This is a genomic window from Stenotrophomonas sp. NPDC077421, from assembly GCF_049545505.1.
Classification (GTDB): Bacteria; Pseudomonadota; Gammaproteobacteria; order Xanthomonadales; family Xanthomonadaceae; genus Stenotrophomonas; species Stenotrophomonas nematodicola.
In genome coordinates this window covers 20,029-41,605 of sequence record NZ_JBMWDP010000026.1, presented here as the reverse complement: position 1 = coordinate 41,605, position 21,577 = coordinate 20,029, and the positions used below count along the sequence as shown (strand labels likewise).

At 69.7% G+C, this 21,577-nt stretch carries 18 protein-coding genes; all 18 read left to right on the top strand.

What is annotated here, in order from left to right:
• The first annotated feature begins 42 nt into the window (after positions 1 to 42).
• The 18 genes from gspG to ACPEH1_RS14125 all read left to right on the top strand — a co-directional run bounded on the left by gspG (position 43) and on the right by ACPEH1_RS14125 (position 21,567).
• Positions 43 to 471, top strand: coding sequence for a type II secretion system major pseudopilin GspG (gene gspG / locus ACPEH1_RS14210; RefSeq protein WP_017357535.1), 429 nt, complete (start codon positions 43 to 45; stop codon positions 469 to 471).
• Positions 471 to 971 carry a type II secretion system protein XpsH gene (xpsH, locus tag ACPEH1_RS14205; protein WP_166473631.1) on the top strand — a complete coding sequence of 167 codons (501 nt, stop codon included), beginning with the start codon at positions 471 to 473 and terminating at the stop codon, positions 969 to 971. Before gspG ends, xpsH begins: the two co-directional genes overlap by 1 nt.
• On the top strand, positions 968 to 1,396 hold the full coding sequence (gene xpsI / locus ACPEH1_RS14200) for a type II secretion system protein XpsI (protein WP_017357533.1): 429 nt from the start codon (positions 968 to 970) through the stop codon (positions 1,394 to 1,396). The genes xpsH and xpsI overlap by 4 nt, the downstream gene beginning before the upstream one ends.
• Positions 1,393 to 2,034 (top strand): prepilin-type N-terminal cleavage/methylation domain-containing protein, encoded by a 642-nt coding sequence (locus ACPEH1_RS14195; protein WP_153164921.1) that lies wholly within the window; start codon positions 1,393 to 1,395, stop codon positions 2,032 to 2,034. Before xpsI ends, ACPEH1_RS14195 begins: the two co-directional genes overlap by 4 nt.
• Entirely contained in the window at positions 2,031 to 2,897 is an 867-nt protein-coding gene (locus tag ACPEH1_RS14190; RefSeq protein ID WP_017357531.1) for a general secretion pathway protein GspK, read from the top strand. The genes ACPEH1_RS14195 and ACPEH1_RS14190 overlap by 4 nt, the downstream gene beginning before the upstream one ends.
• Positions 2,894 to 4,054, top strand: a complete 1,161-nt coding sequence (locus ACPEH1_RS14185) for a PilN domain-containing protein (RefSeq protein WP_423715959.1) — start codon at positions 2,894 to 2,896, stop codon at positions 4,052 to 4,054. The genes ACPEH1_RS14190 and ACPEH1_RS14185 overlap by 4 nt, the downstream gene beginning before the upstream one ends.
• Complete coding sequence (gene gspM, locus ACPEH1_RS14180; RefSeq protein ID WP_136003626.1) at positions 4,029 to 4,787, top strand: type II secretion system protein GspM; 759 nt, start codon at positions 4,029 to 4,031, stop codon at positions 4,785 to 4,787. Before ACPEH1_RS14185 ends, gspM begins: the two co-directional genes overlap by 26 nt.
• Positions 4,777 to 5,583, top strand: a complete 807-nt coding sequence (locus ACPEH1_RS14175) for a hypothetical protein (protein ID WP_423715958.1) — start codon at positions 4,777 to 4,779, stop codon at positions 5,581 to 5,583. The genes gspM and ACPEH1_RS14175 overlap by 11 nt, the downstream gene beginning before the upstream one ends.
• A gap of 9 nt (positions 5,584 to 5,592) precedes the next feature.
• Positions 5,593 to 7,794 carry a type II secretion system secretin GspD gene (gene gspD / locus ACPEH1_RS14170; protein WP_136003631.1) on the top strand — a complete coding sequence of 734 codons (2,202 nt, stop codon included), beginning with the start codon at positions 5,593 to 5,595 and terminating at the stop codon, positions 7,792 to 7,794.
• A 65-nt stretch (positions 7,795 to 7,859) separates the two neighbouring features.
• Positions 7,860 to 8,714: a glycosyltransferase family 2 protein gene (locus tag ACPEH1_RS14165; protein ID WP_017356672.1), complete on the top strand. Its 855-nt coding sequence runs from the start codon at positions 7,860 to 7,862 to the stop codon at positions 8,712 to 8,714.
• Entirely contained in the window at positions 8,711 to 9,556 is an 846-nt protein-coding gene (locus tag ACPEH1_RS14160) for a glycosyltransferase family 2 protein (RefSeq protein ID WP_017356673.1), read from the top strand. Before ACPEH1_RS14165 ends, ACPEH1_RS14160 begins: the two co-directional genes overlap by 4 nt.
• A gap of 111 nt (positions 9,557 to 9,667) precedes the next feature.
• Positions 9,668 to 10,843 carry a nicotinate phosphoribosyltransferase gene (pncB, locus tag ACPEH1_RS14155; RefSeq protein ID WP_017356674.1) on the top strand — a complete coding sequence of 392 codons (1,176 nt, stop codon included), beginning with the start codon at positions 9,668 to 9,670 and terminating at the stop codon, positions 10,841 to 10,843.
• A gap of 172 nt (positions 10,844 to 11,015) precedes the next feature.
• Positions 11,016 to 12,200, top strand: coding sequence for a non-hydrolyzing UDP-N-acetylglucosamine 2-epimerase (gene wecB / locus ACPEH1_RS14150; protein ID WP_017356675.1), 1,185 nt, complete (start codon positions 11,016 to 11,018; stop codon positions 12,198 to 12,200).
• Positions 12,197 to 14,413 carry a hypothetical protein gene (locus ACPEH1_RS14145; RefSeq protein WP_423715957.1) on the top strand — a complete coding sequence of 739 codons (2,217 nt, stop codon included), beginning with the start codon at positions 12,197 to 12,199 and terminating at the stop codon, positions 14,411 to 14,413. Before wecB ends, ACPEH1_RS14145 begins: the two co-directional genes overlap by 4 nt.
• A 6-nt stretch (positions 14,414 to 14,419) precedes the next feature.
• Positions 14,420 to 16,564: a glycosyl transferase family protein gene (locus ACPEH1_RS14140; protein ID WP_423715956.1), complete on the top strand. Its 2,145-nt coding sequence runs from the start codon at positions 14,420 to 14,422 to the stop codon at positions 16,562 to 16,564.
• Entirely contained in the window at positions 16,561 to 19,380 is a 2,820-nt protein-coding gene (locus ACPEH1_RS14135; RefSeq protein ID WP_423715955.1) for an NfrA family protein, read from the top strand. The genes ACPEH1_RS14140 and ACPEH1_RS14135 overlap by 4 nt, the downstream gene beginning before the upstream one ends.
• A 20-nt stretch (positions 19,381 to 19,400) precedes the next feature.
• Positions 19,401 to 20,438, top strand: a complete 1,038-nt coding sequence (locus tag ACPEH1_RS14130; RefSeq protein WP_423715954.1) for an alginate O-acetyltransferase AlgX-related protein — start codon at positions 19,401 to 19,403, stop codon at positions 20,436 to 20,438.
• 4 nt (positions 20,439 to 20,442) lie between these two features.
• On the top strand, positions 20,443 to 21,567 hold the full coding sequence (locus tag ACPEH1_RS14125; protein WP_423715953.1) for an alginate O-acetyltransferase AlgX-related protein: 1,125 nt from the start codon (positions 20,443 to 20,445) through the stop codon (positions 21,565 to 21,567).
• Positions 21,568 to 21,577 lie beyond the last annotated feature (10 nt).

Genomic DNA, 21,577 nt, shown 5'->3' with positions numbered 1-21,577 from the left:
GCCGGCCCATCCCCGACCGACCCGATCCAAGGAGCCCACTGCATGCAACGCCGCCTGATCCGCTTCTCCTCGCCGCGCAACCAGTCGGGCATGAGCCTGCTGGAAATCATCATCGTCATCGTGCTGATCGGCGCGGTGCTTACCCTGGTCGGCAGTCGCGTTCTCGGCGGCGCCGACCGCGGCAAGGCCAACATCGCCAAGGCCCAGGTGCAGACCGTGGCCGGCAAGATCGAGAACTACCAGCTGGACACCGGCAAGCTGCCGGCCAAGCTCGACGACCTGGTCACCCAGCCCGGCGGCAGCAGCGGCTGGCTCGGCCCGTACGCCAAGCCGGCCGATCTCAACGATCCGTGGGGCCACGCGCTGGAGTACCGCGTGCCCGGCGAAGGCCAGCCGTTCGAGCTGATCAGCCTCGGCAAGGACGGCAAGGTCGGCGGCAGCAGCTACGACGCGGACATCCGTTACGAGTGATCGAGGCGGCCGCCCCGCACCCGCCGCGCCACCACCGCGCTGCCCCGCGGACGGGCGCGCGTGGCCTGTCGCTGCTGGAAATGCTGCTGGTGGTGGCCCTGATCGCGGTGGTCGGGCTGATCACCGCCAGTGGCATGCGGGGGGGCATCGACGGCATGCGGCTGCGCAACGCCGGCAAGGAAATGGCCAACCAGCTGCGCTACACCCGGACCCAGGCGATCGCCACCGGTGAGCAGCAGCGCTTCGTGGTGGACCCGAAGGCGCGTACCTGGACCGCCGCCAATGGCCGCCACGGCACCCTGCCGGCGACGCTGGAGGTCCAGGTCAGTGCGGCGCGCGAAGTCGCCCCCGGGCCCGGCCAGGCCGCCATCGCGTTCTATCCCGATGGCGGCGCCAGCGGGGGACGGATCGCATTGAGCGCGCGCGATGCGGTGTGGGACATCCAGGTGGGCTGGATCACCGGCGAGGTGCGCTCGGGCATGCGGCGGGACCGTCCATGAAGCGCCAGCGCGGCTATTCGCTGCTGGAAGTGATCGTCGCGTTCGCGCTGCTGGCGCTGGCGTTGACCCTGCTGCTGGGCAGCCTGTCCGGCGCGTCGCGACAGGTCGGCCAGTCCGATCTGCGGACCCGCGCGGTACTGCATGCGCAGTCGCTGCTCGAGGCCACCGGCATCGACGCGCCGCTGCAACCGGGGCAGACCCGCGGTGAGTGGGAGGACGGCCGCTACCGCTGGCAACTGCAGGTGGAGCCGTTCGTGGACGCGCGTGGCGATACCGCGCCGTCGGTCATCGACCCCGCTGCGCCGCGCCTGGCCCGGATCACCCTGCAGGTGCGCTGGGGCGACGGTGGCGGCGAGACGCTGCAGTGGCGCAGTCTGCGCCTGCTGCCGCCGGCAACGGCCGCAGTGCCGGGGGCACCCCGATGAGGCCGCTGGCGGTTCACACCCGCGCAGGGTTCACCCTGATCGAAGTGCTGCTGGCCACCGCACTGCTGGTGGGCGGGCTGGCCCTGGCGTTCGCTACGATCCGCTCGGCGATGGCGATCAGCCAACGGGGCGAAGCGGTGGCCGCGCACAACGAGCGCATGCGGGCGGTCGAAGGGTTCCTGCGGCGCCGCCTGGCAATGGCCACGCGCACCGCCACCACGCCGCCGGACCCGACCCGCGAGCCGGTCTACTTCGCCGGTGACGCGCAGCACATGCTGTTCGTGTCCGAACTGCCGGGCTATCTCGGCCGGGGCGGGCCGTATGTGCACGAACTCGCGCTGCGCCCCGATGGCCGCAATCAGCGGCTGGACCTGACGCTCACCCTGGTGCAGAACGGCGAGCGCATCGAGGAAACCCCGCCGCGCGCCCCCGAACTGCTCGTCGATGGCCTGCGGGGCGTGCACTTCCGCTATCGCGGCATCGACCCGCGCACCGGCGACGTCGGCGCCTGGCAGGACCGGTGGGACGATACCCGGCGCCTGCCGCTGCTGGTGTCCATCGATGTGCAGCCCGCACAGGGGCCGGCCTGGCCCACGCTGGTGGTGGCGTTGTCGCAGCAGCAGGCCGCGCGCCCATGACGCGGCGCATGCGGGGGGCCGCGCTGGTACTGGTGCTGTGGCTGATCGCGCTGCTGACGGCCGTGGTGGGCGCGTACGCGCTTACCGCCCGGGTGGAGCATCTTCAGCAACGCGTGGTCGGCGATGACGCAATCGGCCAGGAGCATGCGCGGGCGGGGCTGGAATACGCGCTGCACCGCCTGCAGCCCACCGCCACGCAGCCGGCGTGGGTACCCGATGGCCGGCGCTACCGGTGGCAGTTCGACGAACGACGTATCGACCTGCGTATCGTCGATGAGAACGGCAAGATCAATCTCAACCTTGCCGATGCGGCGTTGTTGTCCGGCTTCCTGCGCGCGCTGGGTGAACCGCCGCCACGTGCCCAGCAGTTGGCCGGGGCGATCCTGGACTGGCGCGACGCCGACAACCTCAAGCAACCCGGCGGCGGCGCCGAAACGGCGGACTACCGGGCAGCCGGGCTGCCGTATGGCGCGCGCAATGCGCGCTTTGACAGCCTGGGCGAACTGCAGCGGGTGCTCGGCATGGATGCGGCGCTGTATGCGCGCATGGAGCCGATGCTGACGCTGTACAGCCGCCAGTCGCGGCCGGACCCTCGCTTCGCCGCCGGTCCGGTATTGAGCGCGCTGGGGCTGGATGCCGAGCGGCTGCTGGCCGAACGCGAGCGTGCGCAGGCGGCGGTCGAAGCCGGTGTTCCTGTCGCACCGCTTGCCAGCGGCGGCGGCACCTATAGTATCGAGAGCCGCGCCACGGACGCGCGGGGCCGTGTTTCGGTGTTGCGCGCCGTCGTGCGGATGGGGTCGGCGGGTACGCCGGGAAGGGTCTACACAGTGTTTCGCTGGGAACAGGGAATGGCAGCACGATGACGGCATGGCGTGACAGTCTGGTGCGGGCGCAGGGGCAGATGGCGCCGGGTGTGGGCCGTGGCCTGCGCTGGTGGCGGCGTTCGCTGCTGGCGTGGTTGCCGGCGCGCTGGCAGTGGGCGCTGGGCTGGTCGCGCTCGCGCCTGCTGCTGTCCGTGCAGGCGGGGCAGGTGCGCCTGATGCAGGAAACCGGCGCGATGATCGGCCCGGTCGTGGACGTGCCGCTCTCGACGTCGCCCACTGCGCTGGACAGTCTCCGCGACGCACGCCTGCGTACCCTGCCGCGGCATTGGCTGCTGCCGGCCTCGGCGGTGCTGCGGCGGCCACTGCGGCTGCCGGCGGCCGCGGCCGAGCGGCTGCACGACGTGGTGCGTTTCGAGATCGACCGGCAGACGCCGTTCGATGCAAGCCAGGTCGCCTTCGACGTACGCGAGCTCGGCGTGCTCGACGACGGCCAGCTCCAGGTCGAACTGGTGGTGGTGCCGCTGCAGGCGCTGGCGCAGTGGGCGCAGCAGTACGGCGCGTGGTCGCAGGGGCTGGCCGGACTGGATGCGGTCGATGCAGCCGGCGTGCCGCTCGGCGTGAACCTGCTGCCGCCGGCACAGCGCCAGGCCACGCGCGATCCGATGCGGCGCTGGAACCTGCTGCTGGGCGCGGCCAGCGTGCTGCTGCTGGTACTTGCTGGCCTGCAGCTGCTGGACAACCGCCAGGCGGCGGCCGAGCGCCTGCGGGCGCAGGTCGATGCAGCGGCGCGCGACGCCCGCCAGGTGGCGGCCGAACGCCAGCAGCTGCAGTCGCTGGTGGACGGTGCGGCGTTCCTGGAACAACAGCGCGGGCGCCATGCCAGCAGCGTGGAAATCTGGAACGAGCTGACCCGGCTGCTGCCCGACGGAACCTATCTGGAGAAGCTGTCCATCGAAGGCAACACGCTGCAGTTGATCGGGCTCAGCCGTGAAGCCTCGCAGCTGGTGCCGCTGCTGCAGGTGTCGCCGTTGTGGCGCAAGGTCAACCTGACCGGTGTGCTGCAGGCCGACGGTGGCGCCGCCGGCCGCGACCGCTTCACGTTGACCGCCGAGCTGCAGCCACTGCCCGGCCAGGGCACCGCCTCCATCCCGTCAACGTCGGAGGGTGCCGATGGCGCAACCAACGACACGCCGTGACCGCTGGCTGGCGCTGGCACTGCTGATCGCGGTGATCGGCGTGGCCTACCTGCTGCTGGTGCACCCGTGGTTTACCCAGCCGCTGCGCGCCATCGATGCCGACATTGCCGGGCTGCAGGAGCGCCAGCAACGCGTGCAGGCCCAGCTGCAGCAGCGCACACAGGTGGCGCAGGGCCTGGCGCAGGCACGCGCGGCGCTGCAGGGACGCCCCGGTTTCCTGCGCGAGGCCACCGCCGAATCCGCCGCCGCCGCGCTCTCCACCCGCCTGCAGGATGCGGTTGCTTCGGCCAGCCCGGGCAATCGCAGCTGCACGATCAGCAACCGCTCGCCCCTGCCTGATACCACGCCGGATGCGCGCTTTGCACGGGTGGCGCTGCAGGTGCGGCTGCGCTGCGGCATACCGGAAATGGCGGCGGTGCTGCACACCCTGGAAACCGGCACGCCGCGTCTGTTCATCGACAATCTCAACCTGCTCGCGCAGCGCTTCCAGCAGTCGCCCAGCGAAACCGGGACGGGGCTGGACGTGTCGTTCGAGCTGGTGGGGTATCTGGACGACACCGCGACCGATGGCATCGCGCAGGCGCCCGTTGCGGCCGACGCCGCCGGTGCCGCGGCATCCGCCGCAGCGGTCGCCGCGCCGTCGATGGGGGATGCGATGGCCATGCCCGCCGCACCGATGGACGCGGACGGTGGCGACGCGGTGCCGGATGAGGAGGGCGCGCATGAAAATTGACGTGGCGCCCCTGCGCACCTGGTGGTTGGCTGCGGTACTGGCCTGGGCCGCGGCAATCTGGCTGGCGACCCTGTTCGGGCTGGGCGGTCGCCTGGGTCCGGCGCCGCCGCCCGGACGCGGCGCCGCCGCGCTGCCGGTCCTGCCGCCTGCGGCCCCCGAGCGCATGGCCACGGCCGCGAGCTACGCCGACATCGGCACGCGCCCGTTGTTTGCCGAAGACCGTACCCCCCGGCCCTACCTGCTGGGCGGCAGCGAACCGGGTGCGGCCAGCACGGTCAGTCTGACCGGCGTGCTGCTCACCGACAGTTTCGCGATGGCCATTCTCACCACCGACCAGCACCAGTCGTTGCGCCTGCGCCTCAATGGCGATGCTGTCAACGGCTGGCAGCTGCTGGCGCTGGAGCCGCGTCGTGCCACTGTCGCCGGCCCCGGCGGCACCCAGGTACTGGAGCTGCCGGTGTTCAACGGGCAGGGCGGCGAGCCGCCCACCGTGCTCGGCAACCCCACGCCCGGTGGAGGCGTGCCGCCAGCTGGTCAGCCGATGCCCGCGCTTCCACCACCGGCGTCGGTGGCGGCCCAGGCCCGGCCGACCAATGGCCCGTCACCCGCCGCGGTGGCGCGGCCGGTCGCACCGGCACCCGCGCCGGCACCGGCGCAGAACGAAGGCCCCAGCGAAGAACAGATGAGTGCGATCCGCGAGCGCATCCAGGCGCGCCGCCAGCAACTGCAGCAACAGCAGCAACAACAACAGTCGTCGCAGCGACCGCCCGCGGGCGGCTCCGGCCAAAACCCTTAGAGTGAAAGCATGACACTGCGTCTTTTCCCGATTTCCTTTGCCGTGGCCCTGCTGGTGGGCTGCGCCACCGTGCCTGCTCCCGAGGTGCGTCGCGACGCCGTGCTGGACGGGCCGCACCAGGTGGTGGCCGGCGACGGCTCGCGCGAGGGCGTGGCCACCGAAGGCCTGGAGGCCGGCGCACCGCAGGCGGTGATCCGCCGCGGCACCGGCACCATGATCAACCGCAGCGCCGCTGCGGCGCCGCAGCCGGCGCTCTCGCAGGCCGGCAGCGGGCAGGCGACCTTCAACTTTGAAGGCGAATCGGTGCATGCCGTGGTCAAGGCCATCCTGGGCGACATGCTCGGGCAGAACTACGTGATCGCGCCGGGCGTGCAGGGCACCGTGACGCTGGCCACGCCCAAGCCGGTGTCGTCGGCGCAGGCGCTGAACCTGCTGGAAATGGTGCTGGGCTGGAACAACGCGCGCATGGTCTACAGCGGCGGCCGGTACAACATCGTGCCCGCCGACCAGGCGCTCGCCGGCACGGTCGCGCCGAGCACCGCCCCGGCCGCCAGCGCGCGTGGCTTCGAGGTGCGCGTGGTGCCGCTGCAGTTCATTTCCGCCACGGAGATGAAGAAGGTCCTGGAGCCGTATGCGCGGCCCAACGCGATCGTCAACGTCGACAGCGGGCGCAACGTGATCACCCTCGGCGGTACCCGCAACGAACTGGAAAACTACCTGCGCACGGTGGAGATCTTCGACGTCGACTGGTTGTCGGGCATGTCGGTGGGCGTGTTCCCGATCCAGTCGGGCAAGGCCGAGCAGGTCGCTGCGGATCTGGAAAAGGTGTTCGGCGAAGAGAGCAAAACCCCCAGCGCGGGCATGTTCCGCTTCCTGCCGCTGGAAAACGCCAACGCGGTGCTGGTGATCACCCCACAGGCACGTTACCTGGACCAGATCCAGCAGTGGCTGGACCGCATCGACACTGCCGGCGGCAGCGCCCGCCTGTTCTCCTACGAGCTGCGCTACGTCAAAGCCAAGGACCTGGCCGAGCGCCTGGCCGAGGCGTTCGCCAGCGAGAACGGCCGCGGCCGTGGCAGCAGCAGCGCCTCGCTGGCGCCGGGGGGCTCGCAGATGGAGGTCGGCAGCCGCGACCTGGGCGGCAACACCAACAACATCAGTACCACCGGCAGCGGCAACGGCAACAGCCGTGGCGGGTTGGGCGAGGGCAGCATGAGCCTGCCGCAGCGGCAGGCAGGCAACGCCAGCTTCAACCTGGAAGTGCAGGGCGACAGCGTCGGCGTGTCGGCGGTGGAGGAAACCAACACCCTGCTGGTGCGGTCCACGCCGCAGGCCTGGCGCTCCATCCGCGAGGTGATCGAAAAGCTCGACGTGATGCCGATGCAGGTGCACATCGAGGCGCAGGTGGCCGAAGTGTCGCTCACCGGCGACCTCAGCTACGGCGTCAACTGGTTCTTCGAGCAGGCCGTGGCCACCGGCAAGACCGAAAGCGGCGTCGACCTGCCCAGCGCCCTGGGCCGCTCGATCTGGGGCAGCATTTCCGGGGTCGTCGGCGATGGGGGCGTGGGCTGGACCTTCCTTGGCAAGAACGCGGCCGCCGTGGTCACCGCGCTGGACAAGGTCAGCAACCTGCGCCTTCTGCAGACCCCCTCCATCTTCGTGCGCAACAATGCCGAGGCGACGCTCAACGTCGGCACCCAGATCCCGATCAACTCGGTCTCGGTCAACACCGGCGTGGGCGGCGACAACACTTACAGCCAGGTGCAGTACCTGGACACGGGCGTGATCCTCAAGGTGCGCCCGCGCATCACCCGCGATGGCGTGGTGTTCCTGGACATCGTGCAGGAGGTCAGCTCGGCCGGCGCGATTCCCGCCGGCTGCGATCCGACCAAGACCACCTGCAACCCGCCGATCAATACCCGCAAGATCTCCACCGAGGCGGCCGTGCAGAGCGGCGATACCATCATGCTGGCCGGACTGATCACCAACTCCGACGAGGATGGCAGCAACGGCGTGCCGGGGCTGAGCAAGATCCCGGTGCTGGGTGCGCTGTTCGGCAGGAAGACCCAGAACAGCGGTCGCTCGGAAGTGATCGTACTGCTCACCCCGACGATCGTGCGCAACGCGCAGGAGTCGCGCAACCTGACCGACGAATACAGCAGCCGCTTCCGTGCGATGGAGCCGTTCCCGAACCACCCGAAGAAGAACTGACGCGCCCCCCCGCGCTGCCTGTTACGCTGCGCGCATCCGGCACCCACCACAGACAGGGGGAAGCGATGGGGACGATCGTGTTGCTGCCGATCGGCGTCGACGACACCGCCCTGGACCAGTGCCTGGGCGCCCTGGAGACCGGCACCGCTGCCGGTACGGCGGTGTGGCTGGCCGACGACGGGCAGGCCGGGCCCCGGGCGCAGGCGGTGATCGAGCACTGGCTGGCGCAGACCCGGCTGCGTGCCGAATACACCCGGCGCGCGCGCAGCATCGGCGAGGTGGCGCACCTGGATGAGATGCTGCAGGCCTGTGCCGGTGCCGATGTGGTGGTGCTGGCGCCCGATGCGATCCCCGCGCCGGGCTGGTTGCAGCAGCTGGAGGCCTGTTTCGCGCACGATCCGTCGATCGGCTCGGCCACGCCGTGGTGCAATGCCGGTGAAACCGCCGCCTGGCCACGGCTGGGTGAAATCAATCCGGTCCCGGAGGCGCTCGATGCCGTGGCCCATGCCTGCGCGGCATTGCCGCCAGTGCACCCCGAACTGCCCTCGGCGGTGACCCACGCGGTGCTGCTGCGCGGCAACGCGCGGCGCAGGGCGGGGGGCCTGGACGCGCACAGCTACGGCTCCTGGAATGCGGCGCTGATCGACCTGAGCCTGCGCATGGCCGGGCTGGGCTGGCGCAATGCGCTGTGCGAAACCGCGTTCGTCGCGCGGGCAGACGAGGGCCGTGCGCACGACGGGGACATGGACGCGCTGGGCACGCGCTGGCCTGGCTGGCGGCCACGGCTTGCCGCCTTTCTGATGGGCGATCCGCTGCGCCAGGCACGCCAGGCGCTGCAGCAGAGCTACCAGCAGGCGATAATGCCACGTGCACAGGGTGACCTGTTCGCGCCGCCCGCCGCACCGGAGTTTCCCGCTTGAGCCACGCCATCGCCGCCATCATTGTCAGCTACCAGAGCGGCAGCACCCTCGATGCCTGCCTGACCCGGCTGCGCGCCGCCCACGATGTCGCCGAGATCCGCGTGGTCGACAACGGCTCGACCGACGCGACCCTGGACATCGTGCAGCGCCACGCCACGGCCGATGCGCGGGTACGCTTCATCGCCAATCCGGACAACCCCGGGTTTGCGGCCGCCAACAACCAGGGCGTGGCCGACTGCCAGGCGCCGTGGTTGGCCTTCATCAACCCGGACCTGCTGGTCGTGCCGGACACATTGTCGCGGCTGTGCGCCCGCGCCGCCGAACTGGGCGACTGTCTGCTCGGGGTGGAACAGGTGGACGAGGACGGTCGCCGCGACGACGCGGTACGCCGCCGCGATCCGGATTTCGCCGCGATGCTGCGCAATCCCGGCCGTGGCGCGCGCCTGGCGATTCCGGCCGATCCGGCGCAGACCCTGCAGGTCGTGCCGGCGCTGTCCGGTGCGCTGCTGCTGATGCCACGGAGTCTGTTCGACCGCCTTGGCGGGTGGGATGCCGGTTACCGCCTGCATGCCGAAGACCTGGACCTGTGCCGCCGCGCCCGCGATGCCGGGGCGGTGGTGGCCATTGCCAACGATCTGCAGGTCACCCACGTCCGTGGCGTCTCCAGCCGCTCGCGGCCGTTCTTCGTCGAATGGCACAAGCACCGCGGACTGTGGCGTTACTTCCGCAAGTTCGAGGCGCCGCGCCGCAACCTGCTGGTGCAGGGCGCGGTATGGACAGCGATCTGGGCCCACGCGGCGGCGCAGGTGCCGCGTCTGCTGCGGGCACGACGCCCGGCCTGAGGCCGCACCGAGATGAACGCGTGGTCAAGCACGGCCGCGCCCGGGCGGCGGTGAACGCCACGCCCGGCGCATACTTTACCGGCGCACCTTCCGAACGCGCGTGGATTCCGCATGATCATCCAGTCCCTGCTCGACACCGACCTGTACAAATTCACCATGATGCAGGCGGTGCTGCACCAGCATCCCGGCGCCCAGGTGCAGTACCGGTTCAAATGCCGCACGCCGGGTATCGACCTGGCGCAGTACATCGATCAGATCAACGACGAGATCGACCACCTGTGCCGCCTGCGTTTCACCGCCGAAGAGCTGGACTACGTACGCGGCCTGCGCTTCGTCAAGCCGGACTTCGCCGACTTTCTCGGGTTGTTCCACCTGGACCGCAAGTACATCGGCCTGCGCGCATCGGACACCGTTCCCGGCGAGATCGAGCTGGACATCACCGGCCCGTGGCTGCACACCATCCTGTTCGAAGTACCGCTGCTGGCGATCATCAACGAGGTCTGGTTCCGCAATACCAGCACGCCCGACTTCGCCGAAGGCGAGCGGCGGCTGCAGGCCAAGACCGCACTGCTGCGCGATACGCCCGGCTTCGAGCTGTGCCGCATTGCCGACTACGGCAGCCGCCGCCGCTACTCGCGCGCGTGGCACGCGCGCATGCTGCCGATGATGCGTGATGCGTTGGGCGCGCAGTTCGTGGGCACCAGCAACGTGCATTTCGCCCGCCTGTACGGCATGACGCCGCACGGCACGATGGCGCACGAGTACCTGCAGGCGTTCCAGGCATTGGGGCCGCGCCTGCGCGATTCGCAGGTGGCGGCGCTGGAATCGTGGGCACGCGAGTACCGTGGCGACCTCGGCATCGCCCTGTCGGACGTGGTCGGACTGGAGGCCTTCCTGCGCGATTTCGACATGTACTTCTGCAAGCTGTTCGATGGCGTGCGCCACGATTCGGGCGATCCGTTCGCCTGGGGCGACCGCATGCTCGCGCACTTCAACGCACGTCGTGTCGACCCGCGCAGCAAAGTGCTGGTGTTCAGCGACGGGCTCAACATCGAAAAGGTGATGCAGCTGTTCGACTATTTCCGCGGGCGCTGCCAGGTGGCGTTCGGCGTGGGCACGCACCTCACCAACGACCTCGGTCCGACGCCCCTCAACATCGTCATCAAGATGGTCCGCTGCAACGGCCAGCCGGTGGCAAAACTCAGCGACTCGCCCGGCAAGAGCATGTGCGACGACCCCGGCTACCTGGCCTATCTGCGCCAGGTGTTCGAACTTTCACCCGAGTAACGCGCCCACAGAGAGACAATCACATCCGGGTGGCGACACAAAGTGACGTACAGCGTCACATTGGATGTCGAAATGTGATACGCATCACGTTGAGCTGGCTAGGAAGCCCCACTTGGCCTACGATTTGCGTGATGGACGTCACACATCGTTAGTCAGCACATGGAGCGGTCAGGTGAAGGTTCTCTCTGTCTTTGGTACTCGCCCTGAAGCCATCAAGATGGGCCCCCTGGTCCGCGCGCTGGAAGCAGCGCCGGGAATCCACTCCGTGGTCTGCATCACCGGACAGCACCGGGCGATGCTTGATCAGGTGATGTCGCTGTTCGACATCCAACCCGATCACGACCTCGACGTCATGGTCGCCAACCAGACGCTCAACGGCTTGTGCGGCCGGTTGTTCGCCAAACTCGATGCGCTCTACGAGCAGGTGCAGCCCGACCGCGTTCTGGTGCATGGCGATACCAGCACCGCGATGACCGCTGCGCTGGCCGCCTTCCATCGGCGCATCCCGGTCGGGCATGTCGAAGCCGGGCTGCGCACCGGCAACCTCGATCAGCCCTGGCCCGAGGAAATGAACCGCCGCGTCATCGACGTGGTCGCCGATCATCTGTTCGCTCCTACTGCCAGCTCCCGCTACAACCTGGAGCAGGAGAATCTCGGGGGCCGCATCACCATCACCGGCAACACCGTGATCGATGCGCTGGAACAGACCGTGGACCGCATCGATCGCGACGCGCCGCTGCGCGCGGGTCTGGATGCCGCGTTCCCGTTCCTCACCCCGGGTCGCAAGCTGCTGCTGGTCACCGGGCACCGCCGCGAAAGCTTCGGCGACGGCTTTGCCAACATCTGCCGCGCGCTGGCCGAGCTGGCCCGTCGCCCGGATCTGGAAATCGTTTATCCGGTCCACCTCAATCCGAACGTGCAGGGCCCGGTGCACCAGCACCTCGGCGGCCTGGACAATGTGCACCTGATCCCGCCGCAGGATTACCTGCACTTCGTCCGCCTGATGCAGCGCGCGCATGTGGTGCTCACCGACTCGGGCGGTGTGCAGGAAGAAGCGCCGGCGCTCGGCCGTCCGGTGCTGGTGATGCGCGATGTCACCGAACGCCCTGAAGCCGTGCAGGCCGGGGTGGTCAAGCTGGTCGGCACCGACGCGGCGCGCATCGTTGCCGAGGTTGGCGCCGCCTGCGATGCCGCACCGACCCCTGCGCGGTTCCGCCCCGATGCCAGCCCTTACGGCGACGGCCGTGCATCCGCGCGCATCGTCGCCGCGCTGCGCGGCGTGCCCTTTGACGAGTTCGTGCCCGGCCGTGCGGTCGACGCTCTGTCCACTCCCTTCCTGACTGAAGCCACCTCATGACCAAGACCAACCGTAGTACCGCACGCTTCTCCAAGGTATTGCCGCTGGCCCTGGTCCTGATCTGTCCCCTGCCGACGGCGCTGGCTGCCGACAGTGTGGCCGGCCAGTTCACCGAGTGGGCCGGCGACAGCACGGTCAGCCGCAGCATGACCCTCCGCGACCTGGGCTTCACCCAGCCGGTGGTGCTGAGCGGGCAGGAGAGCCAGCGCGAGATCTACCTGCCGGTGCCCGCCGGGGTGGAGACCCGCGAGGCGCAGCTGCAGCTCGATGCCCGCTACGTGCGCGGCCATACCGGGCGTACCTCCAGTCTGCTGTCGGTTGATGGCGACCCGGTCTCGGCGCGCTCGATCACCGACGCGCAGGGCGACGCCAGCCAGTTGATCGGCATCGACGGCTTCGCCCGTCCCAGCGGCTTCGTCCGCTTCGGCGTGGGCTGGTGGTCCGTGGTGTCCGACTACCAGTGCGCCGACCAGAGCGCGCCGGCCAACGTGTTGCGGCTGTCGCCGGACACGCGCTTCAGCTATCGCTTCGATGGCCGCCAGATCGACACCGTGGCCAAGGCATGGGGCGCGTTGCCGGCCCGGGTCCGCCTGCTGGTCGATGGCCGCGCGCTCGGCGTGGAAAGCTACGACGCGGCCTGGCGCGTGGGCACTGCACTGGAAAATGGCGGCAAGCGCGTGGACGTGGTGGGCCTGCCGGCCGTGGGCGGCACGGTGGACCTGCGCGGGCTGGTGATCCCGGCCAGCCTGGCGGGCATTCCCGCGTATGCCGCCCTTGCAGATGGCAGCGCCGCCCACCGGATCGGCAGTCTGGCCGAAGTCGGCGCGCTGCTGTCGCTGGCCGACGGTCCGCTCGCGCCGGACGTGGCGGTGACCAGCGACCCGCTGCGTGCCGCCGTGCGCGCCGCGCTGGATGCGCTGGCGACCGAGGTCGCTGCGGCGTCGCCCGATGCGGCAGCGGCATTCACCCAGTGGCGCCGCGCCGACATGGCCGGCCTGGAAACCGCCCCGGGGACCGCGTCGGTGCAGGTGGCGATGGTCGGCGGGCGTCCGACCCTGCTGGTCGCGGTGGGGGCCGGCGCCAAGGTGGCCGGCCTGCTGACCGAACAGTGGCGCGCCTATGCGCTGGGCCGTTCGCTGCAGGTGGAGCAGGCGCTGCTGCCGCAGGCCGACAAGGACGTGGTGCTGCTCAGCCGCCTCGGAGCGATGGCCGGCACCCAGGACATCGTCACGCGCGGTGACCGCATTGCCACGTTCGATCTGGGCGGACTGTCCAGCGAAGGCCGTCTGCCCAGCGAAGTGGTGCTCGACGTGTCTGCCGCGCCGAACCCGGCCGGGCAGGGCGCGGTAGCGTCCATCTTCTTCAACGACTACCTGCTCGGCGCCAAGGTGCTGGCCAACGACGGCAAGCCGCAACGCCTGGTCGCCACCGTGCCCAGCTACGCGCTGGCCGCCCGCAATCAGGTAAAAATCAGCTTCCTGCGCCAACCGGCGCGGCCGTACTGCCATGACCCGGCCACCGGCTATCCGGTGTCGGTGCTGCCCAGCAGCCACCTGCGCCTGGCCGACCGCAGCATGGCGCCGGACTTCGTCGGCGCCGCCGCGCAGCTCGCCGGCAAGCACGACGTGTTCGTACCGGCGACCTGGCTGCAGGATGCGCCGGCCTCGCTGGCCAAGGTGATCCACATCGCCAGCGCCGCCGGCGCCTCGCCGACCCACGCGGTGCTCAAGGTCAGTGACGCCAAGGCGTCCATCGCGCCGGCCGGTGCCTACCTGAGCTTTGCGCTGGCCCCGCAGGACGTGGCGTCCAGCGGCGCGGTGCGCGATGGCCACCTGGTGATCGCCGGCACCGGCAAGCAGGTGCTGCTGGATGTGGCCGGGCTGGACCAGTCGGCGCTGGTGGAAGTCGTCGGCAGCGGCGACAGGACCGGGGTGATCTACCGCGAGCTCGGCGCGCATGCGCCGCAGATCGGTGAACCGTTCCGGCTGATCCGCGGCAACATCGCGCTGCTGGACGGGCGTGGCGTGGTCCAGGACTTCGATGGCCAGGACCCGACCGGCGCCAACGTCGCCAAGCAGGGCAATCCCGAACCGGTCTGGCAGCAGCACATGGTGTGGCTGCTGGTGCTGGTGGGCGTGGTGGTGTTCATGCTGCTGGCCGCGCGCGTTGCGCAGGTCCGTCGTCGCCGCAAGTCCGCCTCGACCGGTCACTGATTCGCCGTGGACGGCCTGCACTGGGATATCTACCTGGCCAACTACTACGCCGGACTGGAAACCGTCGCGGCGGCGGTGGCCGTGTTGATCCTGATTTCCAGCCTGGACGACCTGTTCATCGATGTCTGGTATTGGGTGCGCGAAACCTGGCGCACCCTGACAGTGAAGAAGCGCCGCGAATACCGGCCGCTGACCCAGCAGGACCTGCTGCAGCGGCCGGAACAGCCGCTGGCGATCATGGTGCCGGCCTGGGCCGAGTACGACGTGATCGCGCAGATGGTCGAGAACATGATCGACGTGCTCGACTACCGCGAGTACATCGTCTTCGTGGGCACCTATCCCAACGATGCCGAAACCATTGCCGAAGTGGAACGCATGCGCCGCCGCTACAAGCGGCTGCGTCGCGTCGAAGTGCCGCATCCGGGGCCGACCAGCAAGGCCGACTGCCTGAACTGGCTGATCCTGTCGATCTTCGACTACGAGAAGCGCCACGGCATCGAGTTTGCCGGAGTGATCCTGCACGACAGCGAGGACGTGCTGCACCCGATGGAGCTGCGCTTCTTCAACTACCTGCTGCCGCGCAAGGACATGATCCAGTTGCCGGTGACCTCGCTGGACCGCGAGTGGTACGAGCTGATCGCCGGCGTGTACATGGACGAGTTCGCCGAATGGCACGCCAAGGACCTGGTGGTGCGCGAGAGCGTTTCCGGCATGGTGCCCTCGGCCGGCGTCGGCACGTGTTTCTCGCGCAAGGCACTGCTGGCACTGAGCGAGGCCACCAACAACCAGCCGTTCAACACTGACAGCCTGACCGAGGATTACGACGTCGGCGCGCGACTGGCGGCGATGGGCATGCATTCCATCTTCGCGCGCTTCCCGGTGCAGTTCCGCGTGCGCCGTCCGTCGTGGTTTGGCTGGGGTCCGGTGCGCGAGCGCACCCAGGGCATGGCGCTGTGCGTGCGTGAGTACTTCCCCGACAACTTCCGCGCGTCCTACCGGCAGAAGGCGCGCTGGGTGCTGGGCATCGGCCTGCAGAGCTGGGAAACGCTGGGCTGGCGCGGCTCGCTGGCGACCAAATATCTGCTCGCTCGCGATCGCAAGGGCATTGTCACGTCCTTCGTCAGCATCATTGCCTACGTGATCTTCCTGCAGTTGCTGCTGTTCTGGGTGCTCAAGGTCAGCGGCCTGTGGAACACCCAGTTCCCCACCATCTTCCAGGCCGGCACCTGGCAGATGAACGTGGCGCTGCTGACCACCGCCGCACTGGCCACGCGCGTGGTGCAGCGCTTCTATTTCGTCAACAAGCTGTACGGCTGGGAACATGCGCTGATGTCGATCCCGCGCATGGTGGTCGGCAACATGATCAACTTCATGGCCACCGCCCGCGCGTGGCGGATGTTCCTGCTGTACCTGCTGTTCGGCAAGCGCATGGTATGGGACAAGACCATGCACGATTTCCCCAGCGCCTCGCAGCTTGTGCAGACCCGCAAGCGCCTGGGCGAGCTGCTCACCACCTGGCAGGCGGTCGAGCCGGAACGGCTGGAAGAAGCGTTGCAGCAGCAGGAGGGGGGGCGTCAGCAGCCGCTCGGCCGCATTCTGGTCTCGCAGGGGTGGTTGGATGATGAAACGCTGGCCGAAGCCATCGCCTTCCAGGGTGACCTGCCGCGGGCGGTGATCGACGTGGCGTACCTGCACAGCGGGCAGTTCCCGCTGCCGGTGGACGCATGCGTGCAGTGGCGGCTGCTGCCGCTGCCCTCGGACACGCCCGACGAACTGTCGGTGGCGGTCGCCAACCCGTTGTCCGAGGCCGAACAGGCGCAACTGCTGAAGGGGCTGCCGGCCACCTCGGTGGTGCAGTCGATCGCCCGCGAAAGCGAGATCAATGCCGGCCTGCGCCTGATCAGTGGCGAGACCTACCGCATCGACGCGGTGCCGCTGCTCGGCGACCTGCTGGTGGAAATGCGCCTGATCCCGCGCGACCAGTTCGAGCGCGTGCTGGACGAGTACAAGCCGCAGCGCGACGGCCGCATCGGCGACTATCTGGTCAAACATGGCGTGGCCACCGAAGCGGCCATCGCCACCGCCGTGCGCGAGCAGCACCGCCGCTCGGGCCTTCCCCAGTACAGTGCCAGCGGAGAGCTGAAGGCATGAGAACCACGCTGCTTTCGAGCATGATTGCGCTGAGCCTGCTCGGGCTGGGTTGCGCCAGCGCGCAGGCGCAGGAACCGCTGCCGCTGTCCGGCAACGCCTACCGCATTGCCGAGCAGGCGTTCGGTGCCTACGAGCGCGGTGACTATCCGCAGGCCTACCGCACGGCCACCGAGGCGGCGCGCCTGCGCCCCGACGTGGTCCGCCTGCGCCTGCTGCAGATCTACGCCGCGCAGAAACTCGGCCGCCCCGACGAGGCACGCCGCCTGGCCCAGCGGGCCATCGCCGATGGCCTGCGCGACCCGGCGCTGCCCGGTCTGGCCGCTGCGGCGCCAGCGCGCGGTGCCTCCACCAGCGGCGGCCGCCCGTCCGCGGCCGCCCGGCCAAGCGCGTCCGAACAGGCGTACCAGCGTGCCTTCGCGCTGGCCACGCAGGCGTACGAGGCCTACAACAACGACCGCATGGATGAAGCGGCCAGCAAGGCCGAGCAGGCCTTCCGCCAGCAGCCGCAGCAGGGCGCCTGGGCGACCCTGTGGGTGGCGTCGCTGGAAGCGCAGCAGCAGTTGGAACAGGCCGATGCGGCGGCGGCGATGGCCATCCAGTTGGGCGCGCCCAATGTCGGCGACCTGCAGGCCAAGCGTGTCGCGCTGGGGCGCCAGCGCGCGGTCAAGCCGGCGCAGGAAGGCTACCAGGCGCTGATCGCGCAGGATTTCAACGCGGCCACCGGCTATGCCCGGGAGGCCGTTGCGCGTGCGCCGGACGTGGCATCCCACCGATTGCTGCTGATGACCGCGCAACTGCTCGACGAGCAGTTGCCTGCGGCCGAGCGCACCGCCGACCAGGCGCTGGAAAACGACAGCGAAGATACCGTGGCACTGGTCATGCGCGCATACCTGCGCCAGCGCCAGGGCAAGACCGAGGCGGCCAATGCCGACTTCGATGCGGCCTTGCAGCAGGACTGGCTGGACGACCAGCAGCGGCGCAATGTGCGACTGCTCGCCACCGATGCCGCCATCGCGGCCGGTGACCGCGCGCGCGCGGCGGCGCTGCTGCAGCCGCTGCGGCAGGACACCTATGCCGACCTGGATGGCGATGCGCGCCAGGTCCTCGAGGCTGCCGTGGCGCAGCGTGCCAAGACGCTGCGCCATGCCGGAAGCGGCAAGGAACTCACCCTGGCCGATTACCCTGCACCGTTCCAGCAGTGCCGCGACACGCCCTACGGCACGCAGTGCGAACTGATGCCGGCCGACCTGCAGGGCGAAGGCGGCCCCGCGCAGCGTGCCTACGCGGCGTTCGGCCGGCAGGACTACCAGGAAGCGATCCGCCAGGCGCAGCGCGCAGTGGAGGAAGATCCGCAGAACCCGACACTGCAGTCGCTGCTGACCACCACGCTGTCGGCCGGTGATCGCGCCCAGGCGGCACAGGCCCGTGAGCGGCTGGATACGGCGTTGGCAGCCAGGCCCGCCGATGCCGGTCTGCTGATGCAGCGCGGCTACCTCAACCAGCGCGTCGGCCAGCCCGAACAGGCGCTGGCCGATTTCCGCGCGGCCCAGGCCACCGGCAAGGCACCGCCGACCGTGGTGCTGGACCAGGCCTACGCCAGTGCCGCCAGTGGCGACAACCGCCAGGCCGTGAGCCTGCTGCGCGGCGCCATCGACAGCGCCGACGCGGGGACGCTGAAGCTGGACAAAAGCCAGCGCTACAACACCCGCAGCTCGATCGCCAATCTCTCGCGCGAATGGGGCATCACCGCCTCGGCCGGCTACCGCGGTGCCCGCCAGGCCGCCACCAATCTGGGCGGCGCGGCCATCAGCACGCCCGGCGATTCGGTGTTCGGTACGCTGGAAGCGTTCTGGCGTCCGCCGGCGTTGAACACCCGCCACGGGACGCTGGAGGCGTATGCGCGCATCGCCAACACGCTGTACGACGAAGGCGGGACCTACGAGTCGATCCTGGCCGTGGACCCCTGCACGGGCGTGGCGACCGAAGACGCACGCGCGCGTGCCGAACGCCTCAGCCGGTCGCGCTCCATTGCCGGCTGGCCGTCCACCATCGCCTCGTTCGGCGTCCGCTACGCCTTCGGCCAGACCGGCCTGAGCGCCGGCATCGAGCGCCGCCAGTTCATCGGCACGGCCACCCGCAACGGCGGCGTCTACCCGGATTCGGCGGCGATCCAGTGCCGTATCCAGCTGGAATCCAGCCAGCCGCTGCAGATGACCACCGCCGCGCGCTACCGGCTCAGCGACAACGCCGGCGGCTGGATGTCCTACCTGACCTACGGCTTCTACAACGGCACCGGCGTGCGCACCGACGTCAATCAGTGGTGGACCATCAGCGGCTATGCCCAGGCCGGCTTCAGCTGGGATGACAACCGTGCGCATTTCACCGTCGACCGCATCGACATGAACGGTGACACGATGGCGCGCCTGACCGACTCCGACGGCCGCCTGCGCCGCCAGCAGTGGTTTGGCGCGGCCGAGCTGCGTGCCGGACGCAGCTACCGTTTCGGCGCCGACCAGACCCGCTGGGTGATCAATCCCTACCTGGTGGTCGGTGCGGACTGGATCGATCAGCGTTCCAAGGTGCGCGGCATCGCCTATCCGTTGATCGGCGCGCAGTCCTTCGACCTGTCCGACACCGCCAGCAGCTGGTCGCTGGGTGCCGGGCCGGGCGTGGGCGTGCGCTACTGGTTCCGCGAAGACCACTACAACGCGGCGCGCTCGTACCTCGATCTGGGCGTGCAGTACCGCTTTGCCATTGGCGGCGGCGACACCCAGCGGGCCAAGGGCCTGTTCGCCACCGCCACGCTCTACTACTGACCATCGAAAAGGAATCGACGATGACCCGACCCCATCGCCCCACGCCGCCGATCCGTTCGGCGCTGCTGCTGCCGGCCGCCTTGTGCGCCACGTTGCTGGCAACGGCCCCGGCAGTTGCCCAGGCGCCGGCCGCAGCGCCGGCCCCCGCCGCGGCCAACCAGGATTCCTCGATCGTGCTGATCGGCAAGGACGGCTGGTTGTTCCCGGCCTGGGGCAGCCTGACCGACGTGGATGCGCCGGCCATCGCCCGCAACACCGCACTGATCGCCGATGCCAAGCGCGCCCTGGACGCCGCCGGCGTCAAACTGGAGGTGCTGGTGCTGCCGGACAAGGCGCTGTTCTACGAGGACAGGCTGCCCGACGGCAAACGGCTGGGGGATGCGGTGCGGGGGCGCTATGCGCTGGTGCACGACGGCCTGGAGAAGGCGGGCGTGCCGGCGGTGGACGCGCTGCAGGTGCTGCGCCAGACCAAGCAGGGCGGGCAGGACGTGTTCTACCGCAGCGATCAGCACTGGACCCAGGCCGCCGCCGATGCGGTGGCCGTGGCCGTGGCTGCCCAGGTGCGGCAGCAGGTGCCCACGCTCGCTGGCGAGGCCGGCACCGGCATGGCGCTGGGCAGCGAGATCAAGGAGCGCCGCTTCGGCGATCTGGCCGAGCTGTTCCTCACCGACGCACAGCGCAAGGCCATCGGTCGCGACACCTTCACCGTGCGACGCCAGTCCGACCAGCAGTCGCTGCTGGATGACGCGCCCGCGCCCGTGCACGTGACCGGACACAGCATGGTGCAGCCGTACTTCGGGTTCCCGCAGAAGCTGTCCAATGTGCTCGACCGGCCGGTGTCGGTGAACTGGAAGCCCGGCAACGTGGGTCACTGGGTGATGCTGCTGGAGTACCTGGAATCGCCCGAGTTCAAGCAGCACAAGCCGCAGGTGCTGGTATGGCAGATGTTCGAGCCCTCCTACGTGCAGGGCCCGGACGCGCGTGGCCAGTGGGACAACGCCTCGATCATGACGCCGCAGCAGTGGCAGGCGCGCCTGCTCAAAGCCCTGGGACAGTGATCCGATGAGTGCCCGCCCCGGCGCACCCGCGCCCCTGCCACCGGCCGCGCCGGCCCGTGCGCACATCGCCACCGCTGTGGTGGTGATCGTGCTGCTCGTGTTCGGCCTGGCGTCCGGCGCCTGGATGCTGGCCCACGCCAGACTGCCGGCGGCCTCACTGGCGCCGGCGCGCTGGGCCGATGGCGAAGCCGGACGCGCGATCAACGACGCGCTGAAGCTGCCCATACAGGCGCAGGCCGATCTGGCCAGTGCCGCCGTGCGCTACCGCTTTCTGGGCGACACCGGTCCGCAGGTGGCGTTGGGCTGCCCGGACTGGCTGTTCTACCGCGATGGGCTGCGCCCGCCGGCCGGTACCGGCGATGCCGTCTTCGCCCAGCGTACGCGCCTGATGCAGCACTGGTCGCAGCAGCTCAAGGCGCAGGGCGTGCAACTGCTGGTGGTGGTGGTGCCGGACAAATCGCGGATTGAGGCGTCCCACACCTGCGGCCTGCGCCATTCCGCGCCGATGCGCGCGCGCCTGGGGCAGTGGCAGCAGGCGCTCGCCGCCGCCGGCGTGCCGTCCACCGACCTGCTGCCGGTGCTGCAGGACGCATCCGAACCGGTGTTCTTCCGCACCGACGTGCACATGAACCGGATCGGCGCGCAGCGCGCCGCCGATGCGGTCGCCGCGTCCGCCCTGCCGTTGCTGGGCGGTCGCGGACAGCAGGCGTTCGAGGTGGGCGCCCCGGGCCCGGCCCAGCCGCGCATGGGCGACCTCATCGTGCTGGCCGGGCTGGAGCATGCGCCGCCACGCTGGCGGCCGGCACTGGACCGCGAGCCTGTGCAGGTGATCGAACCGCTGCGCAGCGGTGGACTGCTCGATGACACCCCGCCGGTGGAGGTGCTGCTGCTGGGCAGTTCCAACGGCCGCCGCAGCCTGTTCGCCGAACGCCTCGGCAACGCGCTGGGGCGTGAAGTGTGGAACCAGAGCCTGGATGGCGGCCAGTTCTCCGGCGCATTGCTGGCCGCGCTGCCGCAGCGGGCGCAATGGCCGTCCAGCCTGAAACTGGTGATCTGGGAATACTCCGAAATGGCCCTGTCCTTGCCGTTGACCGACGGTGAGCAGGCGACGCTGGCCGAGATCGACTGAGCGCCGAACG

What these genes read in the sequence shown, in the direction of transcription:
- gspG (WP_017357535.1), top strand. Translation starts at nt 43, where the DNA reads ATGCAACGCCGCCTGATCCGCTTCTCCTCGCCGCGCAACCAGTCGGGC.
- xpsI (WP_017357533.1), top strand. Translation starts at nt 968, where the DNA reads ATGAAGCGCCAGCGCGGCTATTCGCTGCTGGAAGTGATCGTCGCGTTC.
- ACPEH1_RS14195 (WP_153164921.1), top strand. Translation starts at nt 1,393, where the DNA reads ATGAGGCCGCTGGCGGTTCACACCCGCGCAGGGTTCACCCTGATCGAA.
- ACPEH1_RS14190 (WP_017357531.1), top strand. Translation starts at nt 2,031, where the DNA reads ATGACGCGGCGCATGCGGGGGGCCGCGCTGGTACTGGTGCTGTGGCTG.
- ACPEH1_RS14185 (WP_423715959.1), top strand. Translation starts at nt 2,894, where the DNA reads ATGACGGCATGGCGTGACAGTCTGGTGCGGGCGCAGGGGCAGATGGCG.
- gspM (WP_136003626.1), top strand. Translation starts at nt 4,029, where the DNA reads ATGGCGCAACCAACGACACGCCGTGACCGCTGGCTGGCGCTGGCACTG.
- ACPEH1_RS14175 (WP_423715958.1), top strand. Translation starts at nt 4,777, where the DNA reads ATGAAAATTGACGTGGCGCCCCTGCGCACCTGGTGGTTGGCTGCGGTA.
- gspD (WP_136003631.1), top strand. Translation starts at nt 5,593, where the DNA reads ATGACACTGCGTCTTTTCCCGATTTCCTTTGCCGTGGCCCTGCTGGTG.
- ACPEH1_RS14165 (WP_017356672.1), top strand. Translation starts at nt 7,860, where the DNA reads ATGGGGACGATCGTGTTGCTGCCGATCGGCGTCGACGACACCGCCCTG.
- pncB (WP_017356674.1), top strand. Translation starts at nt 9,668, where the DNA reads ATGATCATCCAGTCCCTGCTCGACACCGACCTGTACAAATTCACCATG.
- ACPEH1_RS14145 (WP_423715957.1), top strand. Translation starts at nt 12,197, where the DNA reads ATGACCAAGACCAACCGTAGTACCGCACGCTTCTCCAAGGTATTGCCG.
- ACPEH1_RS14135 (WP_423715955.1), top strand. Translation starts at nt 16,561, where the DNA reads ATGAGAACCACGCTGCTTTCGAGCATGATTGCGCTGAGCCTGCTCGGG.
- ACPEH1_RS14130 (WP_423715954.1), top strand. Translation starts at nt 19,401, where the DNA reads ATGACCCGACCCCATCGCCCCACGCCGCCGATCCGTTCGGCGCTGCTG.
- ACPEH1_RS14125 (WP_423715953.1), top strand. Translation starts at nt 20,443, where the DNA reads ATGAGTGCCCGCCCCGGCGCACCCGCGCCCCTGCCACCGGCCGCGCCG.